The sequence below is a fragment of the Bradyrhizobium sp. LeoB3 genome (genome assembly GCF_055456055.1).
In genome coordinates this window covers 17,788-31,243 of sequence record NZ_JBVBEF010000086.1, presented here as the reverse complement: position 1 = coordinate 31,243, position 13,456 = coordinate 17,788, and the positions used below count along the sequence as shown (strand labels likewise).

The following is a 13,456-nucleotide window of genomic DNA, read 5'->3' as shown; positions in this document are numbered from 1 at the left end:
TACTTCCATGCCGTCGCAGTCGGATGGAGCCTCAGAGATCCGTGCATGCCCTAGTGCGAAAGCAGGGACCCATAACCCCAGGGAGCAGTTCGGGGCATCCGCGTTAGACCAGCAGATCGCTCAGATCCCGCCACTCAAGATTCGCGCGCTCGATCAGCTCGATCTTCCAGTCACGCTTCCAGCGCTTCAATTGCTTCTCGCGGGCGATCGCTTCTTCCGCGCGTTCGTAGGATTCTACATGGACAAGGCGGTAAACGCCGTACTTCTTGACGAACTCGGAGCCCTTGCCGTTGCGATGCTTATCTAGGCGTTTCTGCAACGAGTTCGTCAGGCCGATGTACAATGTGCCGTGGCGACTGCTTGCGAGGATGTAGACGTAGTACATGCTCGGAACTCAGATCGAGGCTAAGTTACTTTGGCCTGTGGTTATGGGTCCCCGCTTTCGCAGGGACGACAGCACGTTATGAGGCGACCTACGGGACCATAACCTGAACTTACCCCTCCTCCGCGACCACCATGTAGTTCACGTCCATATCCGAGGAGATGTTCCATTGGTCGGCGAGCGGGTTGTAGACCACGCCGGCCTGGTCGGTGATGGTGAGGCCGTTATCCTGCAGGTAGTGGGCGAGTTCGTCGGGGGTGACGAACTTGCTCCATTGATGGGTGCCGCGCGGCAGCCACCGCAGCACATATTCGGCGCCGACGATCGCGAGTGCAAAGCTCTTCCAGTTGCGGTTGAGCGTCGAGAGCACCATCAGCCCGCCGGGTTTGAGCATCGCCGCGCAGCGCTTTAGGAACACGCCGACGTCGGTCACATGCTCGACCACCTCCATCGCCAGCACGATGTCGAAGCGCTCGCGCGCGTCCATTTCTTCCACCGTGGTGCAGCGATAATCGATCGCCAGATGCCCCTTGTCGGCATGCAGTTTCGCGGCGGCGATATTGGAGGCCGAGGGATCGATCCCGATCACTTGGGCGCCGAGCCGGGCCAGCGGCTCGCACAATAGCCCGGCGCCGCAGCCGATATCGAGGATGCGCAAGCCGGACAGGCAGCTCAGGCTCCTGACGTTGCGGTCGAACTTGCGGCAGGCGGCATCGCGGATATAGCCGAGCCGTAACGGATTGATCTTGTGCAGCGGCGCCATCTTGCCGCGCGGATCCCACCACTCCGCCGAAAGTTTTGAGAATTTTGCGACCTCGGCCGGATCGACCGTTGTGCCGGAAAAGTCAGACTGCATAGCCATGATGCGCGCGCCCCTATCGCGCCGTGATGTAACTACGGAATGCGAGCGGCGAAGCAATCATTTTGATCGTCTTCTGCCCCTCGCCGACGCCGAGAATTCTCACATTGCCGTAGTTGAGGATACGGCCAAGAATGCTCTGGGAGACGTCGACGCTCTCAACTTTGTCGAGGCTCATTTCAAACGTCTCGCGCTGAATGAACCCCTCTTTGTGCACAATCCGCAGATTGGTCACATCGGTCTCGGTGGTCCAGCGATGGAACCAGGCGGTCACCGTCTTGTACAACGCCGCGAGCGCCGCGATTCCGCTCAGCGCCAGGCAAAGCACCGCCGGCGCGCCGGTTGGGACCATGTAGGCCAGAATCAGGAACACGATCGCCACGACCCAGCCGGCAATGGCCGGCAGGAAGAAGATCCAGTGCGCGTTCGTCGAATACAGCACCCTCTCGCCGGGCTGCAGGATCTCGTCGATATACCGCCCCATACAAACGCCTCAGTTACCACCGCGCCATAGCCAGCCGCGCCCCCGCCACGGACGGCGCCAGGAACCCGCTTGCCCCCGGCCGCTTCGCTATGTATACGCGCGTTTCAGCCCCCGTGCTTGGGTTAAGCGCGGGCAATCTACCTATCCTCACAGGGAATGCACGCGTCGTCATGGGCCGCCTCGTGATGAAGTTCGGCGGCACCTCCGTCGCCAATATCGACCGAATCCGCAACGTCGCACGCCATGTCAAACGCGAGGTCGATGCCGGGCACGATGTTGCCGTGGTGGTCTCCGCCATGTCTGGCAAGACCAACGAATTGGTGGCCTGGTGCAGCGAGGCTTCCCCGATGCACGATGCACGCGAATATGACGCGGTCGTCGCTTCCGGCGAGCAGGTCACTTCGGGCCTGCTGGCGATCACGCTGCAGAGCATGGGTGTCCAGGCGCGCTCCTGGCAGGGCTGGCAGATCCCGATCAAGACCTCCGACGCGCACGCCTCGGCGCGCATCCTCGATATCGACGGCACCGAGCTCATGAAGCGCTTCAAGGAGCGCAAGGAGGTCGCAGTCATCGCCGGTTTCCAGGGCATCAATCCCGAGACCGGCCGCATCACCACGCTCGGCCGCGGTGGTTCCGATACCTCGGCGGTGGCGATTGCAGCGGCGGTCAAGGCCGACCGCTGCGACATCTATACCGACGTCGACGGCGTCTACACCACCGACCCACGCGTGGTGCCGAAGGCGCACCGGCTCGACAAGATCGCGTTCGAGGACATGCTGGAATTGGCCTCCCAGGGCGCCAAGGTCCTTCAGGTGCGCTCGGTGGAACTTGGCATGGTGCACAACATGCCAATCTTCGTCCGCTCCAGCTTCGACAAGCCTGAAGATATCGACCCGCACGGCACGCCGCCGGGAACGCTGATCTGCAGCGAGGAGGAAATCATGGAAATGCACGTCGTCACCGGCATCGCCTTCTCCAAGGATGAAGCCCAGATTTCCGTGCGCCAGATCGAGGACAAGCCGGGGGTGGCAGCAGCGATCTTCGGCCCGCTCGCGGATGCCAACATCAATGTCGACATGATCGTGCAGAACGTCTCCGAGGACGGCAAGACCACGGACCTTACCTTCACGGTTCCGGCGAGCGACTATGGCCGCGCCCGCGACACCATTACCGCGGCCAAGAGCAAGATCGGCTATCAGCGCTTCGACAGCGCCACCGACGTCTCGAAAGTCTCCGTGATCGGCAGCGGCATGCGCAGCCATGCCGGCGTCGCCGCCAAGGCCTTTGCCGCGCTTGCCGCGCGCAACATCAACATCCGCGCCATCACCACGTCCGAGATCAAGTTCTCGGTGCTGATCGATGCCGCCTATACCGAGCTCGCGGTGCGCACACTGCACACGCTGTACGGTCTCGACCAGGCCTGAGGGCCACCTCTCCCGAAGGGAGAGGTTCCGCACGGGGCGGGCCTCATGGTTCGAGACGCGCCGCAAGCGGCGCTCCTCACCATGAGGGTCTAAGATTCCGCCGCGAACCGGACCTCATCCTGAGGGCGCGCAGCGCGTCTCGAAGGATGGGCCACGAAGGAATCGCCCGCCAAGTTCTATTTCATAGGCGATAGCCCTGCCCTGAAAGGGGAGGGTAAAGGGCCCCTCCCTGTAGGAAAGGTGGAACAGCTCAAGCCCACATTTCTCGCTGTTGCGAGTAAGAATTTCTCTTAGCTACCGCAGCATTGGGCTGACAGAGACGTTATATCTTTTGGCAGGCGTTTTGCTTGGCAAAACAAGCCTCGATTGGCTATACGGCCTGATCGGAGGGTGCCGCAAACTGTGTCACAGTCTTGGCGAATCCGATTCGGCCGGGTTGCGAGGTTGCGGCGGCGCCGATGGATAAAATTGTTGGATTAATCGAGTTTCTCGCCAGTTGCCGGCCACACGGCCTGCTGGTCATGTGGGGGAGGGTTGCAACCTATGCGGAGCGCTTCGGGAGGTCCCCGCGTCCTGTTGAGACGGCTCCGCGAAACCATGGCGGAGCAGGTCTCAGCCCAGGAGCGGCTGGACAAGATCGTGGTCCTGATCGCGGCCAATATGGTGGCCGAAGTCTGCTCGGTCTATGTGCTGCGCGTCGATAACACCCTCGAGCTCTACGCCACCGAAGGTTTGAACCGCGACGCCGTCCACAGGACGGTGCTCAGCGCCCATGAGGGCCTCGTCGGCCTCGTCGCCAGCGAGGCCACGCCGCTTAATTTGAGCGACGCGCAAAGCCACCCGGCCTTCTCCTATCGCCCGGAAACCGGCGAAGAGATCTATCACTCCTTCCTCGGCGTGCCGATCCTGCGGGCCGGCAACACGCTCGGCGTGCTGGTCGTGCAGAACCGCGCCAAACGCACTTATGTCGAGGAAGAGGTCGAGGCGCTGCAGACCACCGCCATGGTGCTGGCGGAGATGATCGCCTCCGGCGAATTGGCGGCGCTGGCGCAGCCGGGCGCCGAACCTGCGGCGCGGCATTCGCTGCACAAGACCGGCGCCATTCTCTCCGAAGGCATCGCGCTCGGCCATGTCGTGCTGCACGAGCCGCGCGTCGTCATCACCAACTATATCGCCGAAGACCTGCCGAAGGAGATCAAGCGGCTGGATGCGGCGCTGACCAAGCTGCGCGCCGATCTCGACCGGCTGCTGGAGCGCGGCGACGTCGCCGACGGCGGCGAGCATCGCGACGTGCTCGAAGCCTATCGCATGTTCGCCAACGACCAGGGCTGGTCGCACAAGCTGCATGAGGCGGTTGCCACCGGCCTCACCGCTGAAGCCGCGGTCGAGCGCGTGCAGTCCGACACCCGCGCGCGCATGCTGCGCTCGACCGATCCTTACCTGCGCGACCGCCTGCACGACCTCGAGGATCTCGGCCATCGCCTGATGCGGCAACTGGTCGGCCAGGACCATGCGCCGTCGCGCGAACAATTGCCCGACAACGCGATCCTGATCGCCCGCGCGATGGGCCCGGCGGCGCTGCTCGACTATGACCGCAAGCGATTGCGCGGTCTGGTGCTCGAAGAAGGCACCGCCAATTCCCACGTTTCGATCGTGGCACGCGCGCTCGGCATTCCCGCCGTCGGCGAGGTGCCGAACGCGCCCGGCATCGCCGATCCCGGCGATGCCATCATCGTCGACGGCATCTCGGGCGAGATCTATGTCCGTCCGTCGTCGGAGATCGAATCCGCCTACGCCGAGCGGGTCCGCTTCCGCGCGCGGCGGCAGGCGCAATATTCGGCCCTGCGCGACAAACCCTGCGTGACCAAGGACGGCCAGCCGATCGAGCTCCTGATCAACGCCGGCCTGACCATCGACCTGCCGCATATCGATGACACCGGCAGCGCCGGCATCGGCCTGTTCCGCACCGAACTGCAGTTCATGGTGAGCCCGAACCTGCCGCGCTCCAGCGACCAGCTCGCGCTCTATCGCACCGTGCTGGATGCGGCGGGATCGAAGCCCGTCACCTTTCGCACCCTCGACATTGGCGGCGACAAGGCGCTGCCCTATATGGAGACGGTCGTCGAGGAGAATCCCGCGCTCGGCTGGCGCGCGATCCGGCTCGGCCTCGACCGCCCGGGACTGTTGCGCGGTCAGATCCGCGCACTGCTTCGTGCAGCCGGCGGCCGCGCGCTGAAGATCATGTTCCCGATGATCTCTGATGTTGCCGAGTTCGATCAGGCCAAGGCGATTGTCGAGCGGGAACTGACTTATCTGCGCCAGCACGGCCATTCGCTGCCCGAGCGCGTCGATGTCGGCACCATGATCGAGGTTCCGGCGCTGTTGTATCAACTCGACGAGCTGTTGAAGCGGGTCGATTTCCTCTCGGTCGGATCGAACGATCTGTTCCAGTTCCTGTTCGCGGTGGACCGCGGCAACGCCAAGGTCTCGGAACGGTTCGACACCCTGTCCGCGCCGATCCTGCGCGCGCTGCGCGACATCGTGCGCAAGGCGCAGGCAAGCAGGAAGGTCGCCTCGCTGTGCGGCGAGATGGCATCGAAGCCGATCGGCGCGCTGGTGCTGATCGCGCTCGGCTACCGCTCGCTGTCGCTGTCGGCGACCGCGCACGGTCCGGTGAAAGCGATGATCCTCGAGCTCGACGCGAAAAAGGCCGAAGCGATAATCAACCCGCTTCTGGACGCACCGGCCGGCAGCGTTTCGATCCGCGAGAAGCTGACGGAATTTGCGGAAGCCGAAGGGCTCACCTTGTAGCGACGCTCTCCTCGACGGCGCCGCCCCATGCCCTTTCCGTTATTTGAGAACCATCCATGCTGCCCGAAGCCAAACTCGATGTCCTGCTCGCCCATCATGCCTCGCTCGAGGCCGAACTGCTCGGCCAGGTGAATTCGGAACGCTATGTCCAGATCACCCGCGAGCTCGCCGAGCTCAATCCGCTGATCGAGGCGGTGAAGGCCTATCGCGCCGCGCGCACCGAGCTCGCCGACACCCAGAGTCTGATCGCCGATCCCACAACCGAGCCCGACATGCGCGGCATGGCGGAGGCCGAGCTCGAGACGCTGCATGCGCGGCTTGCCGAGCTCGAGCAGAAGATCCGCATCGCGCTGTTGCCGAAGGACGCCATGGACGATCGCAACGTCGTGCTGGAAATCCGCGCCGGCACCGGTGGCGACGAAGCTTCGCTGTTCGCGGGCGACCTGTTCCGCATGTATGAACGCTTCGCCGCGCTGCAGGGCTGGAAGGTCGAGGTGATCTCGGCCAGCGAGGGCACGGTCGGCGGCTACAAGGAAATCATCGCCGAGGTGCAGGGCCACGGCGCATTCGCGAAACTGAAATTCGAATCCGGCGTGCATCGGGTGCAGCGCGTGCCCGACACCGAGACGCAGGGGCGCATCCACACCTCCGCCGCGACGGTGGCCGTGCTGCCGGAGGTCGAGGATGTCGACGTCGACATCAAGAACGAGGACTTAAGGATCGAGACCATGCGGGCGCAGGGCGCCGGCGGTCAGCACGTCAACAAGACGGAATCGGCGATCCGCATCACCCATATCCCGACCGGCATCGTGGTGATGATGCAGGACAGCCGCTCGCAGCACAAGAACCGGGCGTCGGCGATGAACATCCTGCGCTCGCGCATCTACGATGCCGAGCGCCAGCGCGTGGAGGCGGCGCGTTCCGCCGACCGCAAGGAGAAGGTCGGCTCCGGCGACCGCAGCGAGCGCATCCGCACCTATAATTTTCCGCAAGGCCGCGTCACCGATCATCGCATCAACCTGACGCTCTACAAATTGCCGCAGGTGATATCAGGCGAAGCACTTGGCGAATTGACCGACGCGCTGACGACGGAGCACCAGGCAGCGCAACTCGCCGCGCAGGGCGCGGCGGCGTGAGGACTCCCGTAGCCCGGATGGAGCGCAGCGTAATCCGGGGCAGCGGGCCGGACTGCACGAATCCCGGATTGCGCTCCGCTCCATCCGGGCTACGCGGGATCGCTCCGTCCTGTGGTTATGGGTCCCTGCTTTCGCAAGGGACGGTGATGGTGTGAGCGCTTTTGTCGGTCTCAATGTCGATGCGGCGCGCCGACAACTCGGCGCACGCTTCAAATCGGCCGCGATCGATTCGGCCGAGCTCGATGCACGCATGCTACTCGGCGCGGTGCTCAAGCTCGATCTCACCGGCATGATCACGGCAGCGGGCCGGACGCTGACCGGGAATGAAGCAGCAGAATTGGAAGCGTTCGCGCGCCGTCGCCTCGCCGGCGAGCCGGTCGCGCGCATCCTCGGGCAAAAGGAATTCTGGGGACTGCCGCTAAAACTCTCCGCCGCGACATTGGTGCCGCGGCCGGACACCGAGACCGTGGTGGAGTTCGCGATGGAAATTCTCCGCGCGGACGGAGCTTCGGAAAAACCGTTGCGGATCGCCGATCTCGGCACCGGCACCGGTGCCATCCTCCTGGCGCTGCTCTCCGAGCTTGCTGCGGCCACGGGCTACGGCACCGACATCAGCACGGAGGCGCTCAAGACGGCGCGCGCCAATGCGCTGATGTTGGACATTGGCAATCGTGCGACGTTCATCGCCTGCGACTATGCATCGGGCCTTTCCGGCCACTTCGACCTGATCGTGTCGAATCCGCCCTACATCCCATCCGGTGACATTGCCGACCTTACGGTCGAGGTGCGCGAGCACGACCCGCTTGCCGCGCTCGATGGCGGCGACGATGGGCTGGATGCCTATCGCGCGCTGATCCCGCAGGCCGCCGGCCTGCTGGCCCCTGGCGCCGCCCTGGTTGTCGAATCAGGCATTGGACAGAGCGAGGCCATTGAAGCTTTGATGACTGGTGCGGGGCTCGTCCCAGCCGGTCCGCCGAGGGCAGATCTGGCGGGCATCCCACGGGCGGTGGCGGGCCGCAAATTGCCGCGATAAAGTCCTATTGGAACGCAAAAAAACCTCTTGGAATATCCCCCGGGAACGACTACGTTCCGGTCATGACATCGGTTTGGCCCCGTAACCGTTAACGGGTGAAGACCAGGGCTCTCGCCGAGAGCCCGCCGATCAAAGGTTCCAAAACGCAGGTCTGTGTGAGCGCAATAGCCGGGGCTGTGCTGCTCTCGACCGCCAAGCGAACGAAAGCCTGTTATTGCGCTTGAAGACTTACGTGAGAGAACTGGGCTTGCGTGGCAAGCTGAATAATTGATCCGCAGGCCGACCGGCCGGCGGTTGGGGAACGCGTCTTTGCTCAACGCGATGGTTGGCGAACTTTGGCATTGATCCGAATGGCATCGTGATTCGGTGCGCGTGGTGATTCGGTGCGCGTGAGCGCGTGCGCCAGTTGCACTGGCAACTTCCACCGCAACGGCAATTTCAACGCTGGTAACTAACGCTGGTAACTTAGGGCTGGAATAAAAGGCGAGACATGAGAAACGGTCAAAATAACAAGCGGATGCGTAACCGGAATAACAATAACAACAACAACAACAACCGGCGCGGTCAGAACCCGTTGACGCGAGTGTTCGAATCGAACGGACCCGACATCAAGATCCGCGGCACTGCTTCCCACGTAGCGGAAAAATACGTTCAGCTCGCGCGCGATGCGCGCTCCTCCGGCGACCCGGTCGCCGCCGAGAACTACTATCAGCACGCCGAGCATTACTTCCGCATCATCGCCGCGGCTCAGGAACAGCTTCGGCAGAATCAGCAGCAGCCCCGCGTCGACAACAACAACGATGCGTCAACGACCGACGAGGGCGACGAGGACGACAGCTATTCGAGCTTCGGGCAGGAGCCCGGCTTCGTGCCACAGCCGCCCTATGCGCGCGAAAACAATCAGCAGCCCTATCAGCGCGACCAGCAGCAGCCACGCGAGCAACGCGAGCGCGAGCATCGTCAGCAGCCGCAATATCAAGCGCCGCCGCAGAACCAGCCGCAGCCGGTGATCGCGGACAATGGCGGCGTCGACCGTCTGCCCTCCTTCATCACCGGAGGTGCGCAGCCGCAGGTCAATGGCAATTATGAAGGCAATGGCGGCGGAGAACGCAGCGAACGTAACGAGCGCTTCCCGCGCCGCCGCCGCCGCCCGCACGGCCCGCGACCCGACGCCGCCGCGCAACCGCAGCCGAGCGAAGACGTCAATCCGGGGAATGAGTAGTTAGCTCGCGACAAATCGTAACGAGAGAATCGCAGGGTGGGCAAAGCGCAGCGTGCCCACCCCACTCTTCCACAATTCCGGATCACGCGCGCGACGACGACGGCACCAGCACCGGCTGCAGCGACGGGATGAGCCGCGCGCGCTCGCGGTGTGCGGGGATCGCGCGATAGACCTGCTTGGTCGCCTCCACGATGTGCACGCCCGCGAAGGGCAATGACAGCGTCGCACCGAGGCGCTCCCAGGCCATCGCCCAGCGCAGGAACCAGCTCCCCGCGACCGGCGGCACGAACAGCGCCTCGCCCCACGCCGTCGGCGTGAACCAGGTCTGCCGCAGCAATTGCGTGATCTGAGCCCGCGAATAGGGCCGGCCGTGGCCGAAGGGCGTGGTGTCGGTGCGCGTCCATACGCCGCGGCGATTGGGTATCACCGCGATCAGCCGGCCGGACGGCGCCAGCACCCGCCACACCTCGCGCAAGAGCCGCTCCGGATCATCCGACATCTCCAGCGCATGCACGAGCAGCACGCGGTCGACCGCGGCGTCCGCGAGCGGCATCGAGAATTCGTCGACCAGGGTCGCCAGCGCCGGCCGGCCCGTCGGCCATTTCAGAACCCCCTGTGACGCCGGCATGAAAGCGATGCAGCGCTCGCAATCCTCGCGGAACAGGCCGAGATAGGGGGTGGGGTAGCCGAGCCCGAGCACACGCTGGCCCTCGGCCCCCGGCCATCGCTCGCGGATACCGCGATTGATCAACTGGCGCGCCACGATGCCCAGGCGCTGCGAATAGAAATCGCGGAGATCAATGACGTCCATGCATCCAACCTAACACGGCGCCGTTACGCGCGTGTTCCCCAAAATTGCGTTGCCGCGCGAGCGTTAAGGCCATATTTCCTGCGCATATTGGGCGTGTTACAGCATGGTCAGGAAAAGTGGGAACCGGTTTTCCGAAGAGACCATGCTCAAACAATAACGCTTGGCCGTTCGCGGGAGATACCATGACTGCGGAAATCCGTCTCTTCACCTGCCTGACCGACAATTTCGGCTATCTGATCCACGACCCCGCCACCAAGGCCACCGCTTCGATCGATGCGCCGGAAGCCGGCCCGATCATCGCGGCGCTGGAGCGCGAGGGCTGGAATCTCACCGACATCCTCATCACCCATCATCATCATGACCATGTCGGCGGGGTTGCCGAACTGAAACAGAAATATGGTTGCCGCGTCGTCGCGCCGCACGACAAGACCGCGGCGATCGCCAATGTCGACCTGCGCGCCGCCAACGGCGACGTGATCAAGGTCGGCAGCCTGCTCGCGCGGGTGCTGGAGACGCCGGGCCACACGCTCGACCACATCTCCTATGTGTTCGACGGCGAGAAGGCGGTGTTTGCCGCCGACACTTTGTTCTCGATCGGCTGCGGCCGGGTGTTCGAGGGCAATTATCCGATGATGTGGGATTCGCTGCTCAAGCTGCGCGCGCTGCCGGACGATTTCCGCCTCTATTGCGGGCATGAATATACCGCCGCCAACGTCAAGTTCGCGCTGACAGTGGAATCAGACAATCCGGCATTGAACGCCCGCGCCGAGGAAGTGACGCGGCTGCGCGCGGAGAACAAGCCGACGATCCCGACGCTGCTTGGCGAGGAGAAGAAAGCCAACGTGTTCCTGCGCGCCGACGAGCCGGCGGTGGCCGCCAAACTGCACATGAAGGGCGCCGACGGAGCCCAGGTGTTCGGCGAATTGCGCGAGCGCAAGAACAAGTCCTAGAGCATGATCCGGAAAAGTGGGAACCGGTTTTCCGAAAAGATCATGCTCAAAGAAGATATGTCAAAGCCGACTGCCGCCGACATCATTGCGCAGCTTGATTTGAAGCCGCATCCCGAGGGCGGCCACTATCGCGAGACGTTTCGCGATAGTGAGAAGGATGCGAGCGGACGATCGCGCTCGACTGCGATCTATTTCCTGCTCGGACGCGGCGAGCGCTCGCATTGGCATCGCGTCGATGCGGCGGAGATCTGGCACTATTACGCTGGCGATGCACTGACCTTGCGGATCGCCGATGCGAGCGGACAGCGCGAGATTCGTCTCGGCCCCGATCTCACCGCCGGCGAAGTGCCGCAGGCGATCGTGCCGGCGCATGCATGGCAGGCGGCGGAGTGTACCGGCGACTGGACCCTGGTCGGATGCACCGTTGCGCCGGCGTTCGAGTTCGCGAAGTTTGAGCTCGCGCCGAAAGGCTGGAAGCCCAATTAGCTTGGTAACGTCGTAGGGTGGGCTAAGCGCAGCGTGCCGTGTACAGTGGGCACGCTGCGCTTTGTCGACCCTACTTTTTCCACATATCCTTCGCGGCGAAGAGGCCGCCGCCGGCGATCAGGATGGCGGCGATGGCGATCGCGGCCGTCGGCTGCGCGAAGCCGGCAAGAATCAGGAACGCGGTGGAAAGCAGCGGCGTTGCGTAGGAGGCCGCACCGAGCACACGGATATCGCCACGCTTCATGCCGATGTCCCAGGTGAAGAAGGCGGCGCCGACCGGACCGACGCCAAGCGCTGCGATTGCAAGCCATTGCCCAGAAGTCTCGGGCCACACCGTCGTCTCGACTATCCTGTGCACGATCGCCGCGAGCAGCGCGGTGACAAGGCAGAAGCCGGCCACCGCATCCGTCGGCACCGCTTTGAGCCAGCGCGACATCACCGAATAGCTTGCCCAGACGAAGGCCGCGACAAATGCCGCGGCAAGGCCGGGAATCTGACCAGGCGCGAATCCGCTGGTGTTGCCGCCGAATAGCAGCACCGTTCCCACGAACCCCAAGCTGGCACCAACGATGTGATGCGGCGCGAGCCGCTCGCCCGGCAGGAACGCAGAAAACAGCACGATTAGAAGCGGCCAGAGATAGCTCAACAATCCAGCTTCCGCGGGCGGCGCAAAACGCAGTGCCAGGAAATACAGCGCGTGATAGCCGAACAGGCCACCGACGCCGACGACCCAGGCAGCCAGCGGCTGCTTCAGCGCAGCGAATGCGGAGGGACGAAAGATGAAGGTCGCGAAAGCAACCAGCGCGCCGATCGCGAACGTCATCGCCGCGAGCTGGAAGGCGGGGATTTTGCCGGTCGCGACCGTGAGCACAGCGAGCAGCGACCACATGATGATCGCGGTCAGGCCGATCAGGGTAGCGGTGCGGGGAGTCATCGAAAGGTTTCCATCATGCCCGGGCTTGGCCCGGCCATCCACGTCTTCATTGCTGGCGTGCGTTATAAGGACGAAGATGCCCGGGACAAGCCCGGGCATGACGACTCACTGAGACTTGTCGCCGAGGCGAACGTGTGCCTCACACGTGATATTGCCCACCGTTCACGGTGAGCGTCGAGCCGGTGATGAAACCGGCGTCGTCGGCGGCGAGGAACAGCACCGCGCGCGCGATCTCCTCGGGCTCACCGAGACGGTTGACCGGGATCTGCGGGATCACGTTCTTCTCCAGGACGTCCTTCGGCACCGCCTGCACCATTTCGGTGTTGATATAGCCGGGCGCGATCACGTTCACGGTGATGCCGCCCTTGGCGTTCTCAAGCGCGAGCGCCTTGGTGAAGCCGATGTCGCCGGCCTTGGCCGCGGAATAATTGACCTGGCCGAATTGGCCTTTCTGGCCGTTGATCGAGGAGATGTTGACGATGCGGCCGAACTTGCGGGCGCGCATGCCCTCGATCACCTGGCGCGTCATGTTGAAGAGCGAGCCGAGATTGGTGTTGATCACCTCGTTCCACTGCTGCAGCGTCATCTTGTGGAATGCGGTGTCGCGGGTGATGCCGGCGTTATTGACGAGAACGTCGATCGGGCCGATCTCGGCCTCCACCTGCTTGACGCCGGCAGCGCAGGCCTCGAACGAGGCGACGTCCCATTTGTAAACGGGAATGCCGGTTTCTTCCTTGAATTTTTGCGCCGCGGCATCATTGCCGCCATAGGTCGCCGCGACCTTGTAGCCGGCCGCCTTCAACGCCTTGCTGATCGCAGCGCCGATGCCCCGCGTCCCGCCTGTTACCAATGCAACACGTGCCATGTCCGTCTCCTCCTTCGTCATTTTTTTCTAGGCCGACATTGTGCCGGTCTTTTGAAATT

Annotated in this window: 13 protein-coding genes; 7 read left to right on the top strand and 6 right to left on the bottom strand. The window is 63.5% G+C overall.

Going from position 1 to position 13,456, the window contains the following annotated elements:
- Nucleotides 1-103: 103 nt before the first annotated feature.
- From ACZXDY_RS35380 to ACZXDY_RS35370, 3 genes are all read right to left on the bottom strand, one after another.
- Nucleotides 104-385, bottom strand: coding sequence for a GIY-YIG nuclease family protein (locus ACZXDY_RS35380; RefSeq protein ID WP_464348705.1), 282 nt, complete (start codon nucleotides 383-385; stop codon nucleotides 104-106).
- A 109-nt stretch (nucleotides 386-494) separates the two neighbouring features.
- Nucleotides 495-1,244, bottom strand: a complete 750-nt coding sequence (ubiG, locus tag ACZXDY_RS35375) for a bifunctional 2-polyprenyl-6-hydroxyphenol methylase/3-demethylubiquinol 3-O-methyltransferase UbiG (RefSeq protein WP_464348704.1) — start codon at nucleotides 1,242-1,244, stop codon at nucleotides 495-497.
- Between the two features lie 13 nt (nucleotides 1,245-1,257).
- Complete coding sequence (locus ACZXDY_RS35370) at nucleotides 1,258-1,725, bottom strand: PH domain-containing protein (protein WP_028164207.1); 468 nt, start codon at nucleotides 1,723-1,725, stop codon at nucleotides 1,258-1,260.
- 170 nt (nucleotides 1,726-1,895) lie between these two features.
- Between ACZXDY_RS35370 and ACZXDY_RS35365 the strand changes: the two genes are divergently transcribed.
- From ACZXDY_RS35365 to ACZXDY_RS35345, 5 genes are all read left to right on the top strand, one after another.
- Complete coding sequence (locus ACZXDY_RS35365) at nucleotides 1,896-3,149, top strand: aspartate kinase (protein ID WP_130229253.1); 1,254 nt, start codon at nucleotides 1,896-1,898, stop codon at nucleotides 3,147-3,149.
- 543 nt (nucleotides 3,150-3,692) lie between these two features.
- Nucleotides 3,693-5,960, top strand: coding sequence for a phosphoenolpyruvate--protein phosphotransferase (gene ptsP / locus ACZXDY_RS35360; RefSeq protein WP_208827534.1), 2,268 nt, complete (start codon nucleotides 3,693-3,695; stop codon nucleotides 5,958-5,960).
- Between the two features lie 56 nt (nucleotides 5,961-6,016).
- Entirely contained in the window at nucleotides 6,017-7,096 is a 1,080-nt protein-coding gene (prfA, locus tag ACZXDY_RS35355) for a peptide chain release factor 1 (protein ID WP_464348703.1), read from the top strand.
- Between the two features lie 151 nt (nucleotides 7,097-7,247).
- The gene (prmC, locus tag ACZXDY_RS35350; RefSeq protein WP_464348702.1) at nucleotides 7,248-8,129 is read left to right on the top strand and encodes a peptide chain release factor N(5)-glutamine methyltransferase; all 882 of its coding nucleotides are present in this window, start codon (nucleotides 7,248-7,250) and stop codon (nucleotides 8,127-8,129) included.
- A gap of 490 nt (nucleotides 8,130-8,619) precedes the next feature.
- The gene (locus ACZXDY_RS35345; protein WP_464348701.1) at nucleotides 8,620-9,351 is read left to right on the top strand and encodes a DUF4167 domain-containing protein; all 732 of its coding nucleotides are present in this window, start codon (nucleotides 8,620-8,622) and stop codon (nucleotides 9,349-9,351) included.
- An 82-nt stretch (nucleotides 9,352-9,433) separates the two neighbouring features.
- On the opposite strand, the gene ACZXDY_RS35340 is transcribed toward ACZXDY_RS35345, so the two are convergent.
- Nucleotides 9,434-10,162 carry a methyltransferase domain-containing protein gene (locus ACZXDY_RS35340; protein ID WP_028164201.1) on the bottom strand — a complete coding sequence of 243 codons (729 nt, stop codon included), beginning with the start codon at nucleotides 10,160-10,162 and terminating at the stop codon, nucleotides 9,434-9,436.
- Nucleotides 10,163-10,344: 182 nt separating this feature from the next.
- Here ACZXDY_RS35340 and gloB point away from each other — a divergent pair, with 182 nt between their 5' ends.
- Nucleotides 10,345-11,112, top strand: a complete 768-nt coding sequence (gene gloB, locus ACZXDY_RS35335; protein WP_464348700.1) for a hydroxyacylglutathione hydrolase — start codon at nucleotides 10,345-10,347, stop codon at nucleotides 11,110-11,112.
- A 42-nt stretch (nucleotides 11,113-11,154) separates the two neighbouring features.
- The gene (locus ACZXDY_RS35330; RefSeq protein WP_464348699.1) at nucleotides 11,155-11,598 is read left to right on the top strand and encodes a cupin domain-containing protein; all 444 of its coding nucleotides are present in this window, start codon (nucleotides 11,155-11,157) and stop codon (nucleotides 11,596-11,598) included.
- A 70-nt stretch (nucleotides 11,599-11,668) separates the two neighbouring features.
- On the opposite strand, the gene yddG is transcribed toward ACZXDY_RS35330, so the two are convergent.
- Complete coding sequence (gene yddG, locus ACZXDY_RS35325; RefSeq protein WP_464348698.1) at nucleotides 11,669-12,532, bottom strand: aromatic amino acid exporter YddG; 864 nt, start codon at nucleotides 12,530-12,532, stop codon at nucleotides 11,669-11,671.
- A gap of 139 nt (nucleotides 12,533-12,671) precedes the next feature.
- Complete coding sequence (phbB, locus tag ACZXDY_RS35320; RefSeq protein ID WP_464348697.1) at nucleotides 12,672-13,397, bottom strand: acetoacetyl-CoA reductase; 726 nt, start codon at nucleotides 13,395-13,397, stop codon at nucleotides 12,672-12,674.
- Nucleotides 13,398-13,456 lie beyond the last annotated feature (59 nt).

Coding starts and splice junctions, on each gene's coding strand:
- ACZXDY_RS35380 (WP_464348705.1), bottom strand. CDS start 385: ATGTACTACGTCTACATCCTCGCAAGCAGTCGCCACGGCACATTGTAC.
- ubiG (WP_464348704.1), bottom strand. CDS start 1,244: ATGGCTATGCAGTCTGACTTTTCCGGCACAACGGTCGATCCGGCCGAG.
- ACZXDY_RS35370 (WP_028164207.1), bottom strand. CDS start 1,725: ATGGGGCGGTATATCGACGAGATCCTGCAGCCCGGCGAGAGGGTGCTG.
- ACZXDY_RS35365 (WP_130229253.1), top strand. CDS start 1,896: ATGGGCCGCCTCGTGATGAAGTTCGGCGGCACCTCCGTCGCCAATATC.
- ptsP (WP_208827534.1), top strand. CDS start 3,693: ATGCGGAGCGCTTCGGGAGGTCCCCGCGTCCTGTTGAGACGGCTCCGC.
- prfA (WP_464348703.1), top strand. CDS start 6,017: ATGCTGCCCGAAGCCAAACTCGATGTCCTGCTCGCCCATCATGCCTCG.
- ACZXDY_RS35345 (WP_464348701.1), top strand. CDS start 8,620: ATGAGAAACGGTCAAAATAACAAGCGGATGCGTAACCGGAATAACAAT.
- ACZXDY_RS35340 (WP_028164201.1), bottom strand. CDS start 10,162: ATGGACGTCATTGATCTCCGCGATTTCTATTCGCAGCGCCTGGGCATC.
- gloB (WP_464348700.1), top strand. CDS start 10,345: ATGACTGCGGAAATCCGTCTCTTCACCTGCCTGACCGACAATTTCGGC.
- ACZXDY_RS35330 (WP_464348699.1), top strand. CDS start 11,155: ATGCTCAAAGAAGATATGTCAAAGCCGACTGCCGCCGACATCATTGCG.
- yddG (WP_464348698.1), bottom strand. CDS start 12,532: ATGACTCCCCGCACCGCTACCCTGATCGGCCTGACCGCGATCATCATG.
- phbB (WP_464348697.1), bottom strand. CDS start 13,397: ATGGCACGTGTTGCATTGGTAACAGGCGGGACGCGGGGCATCGGCGCT.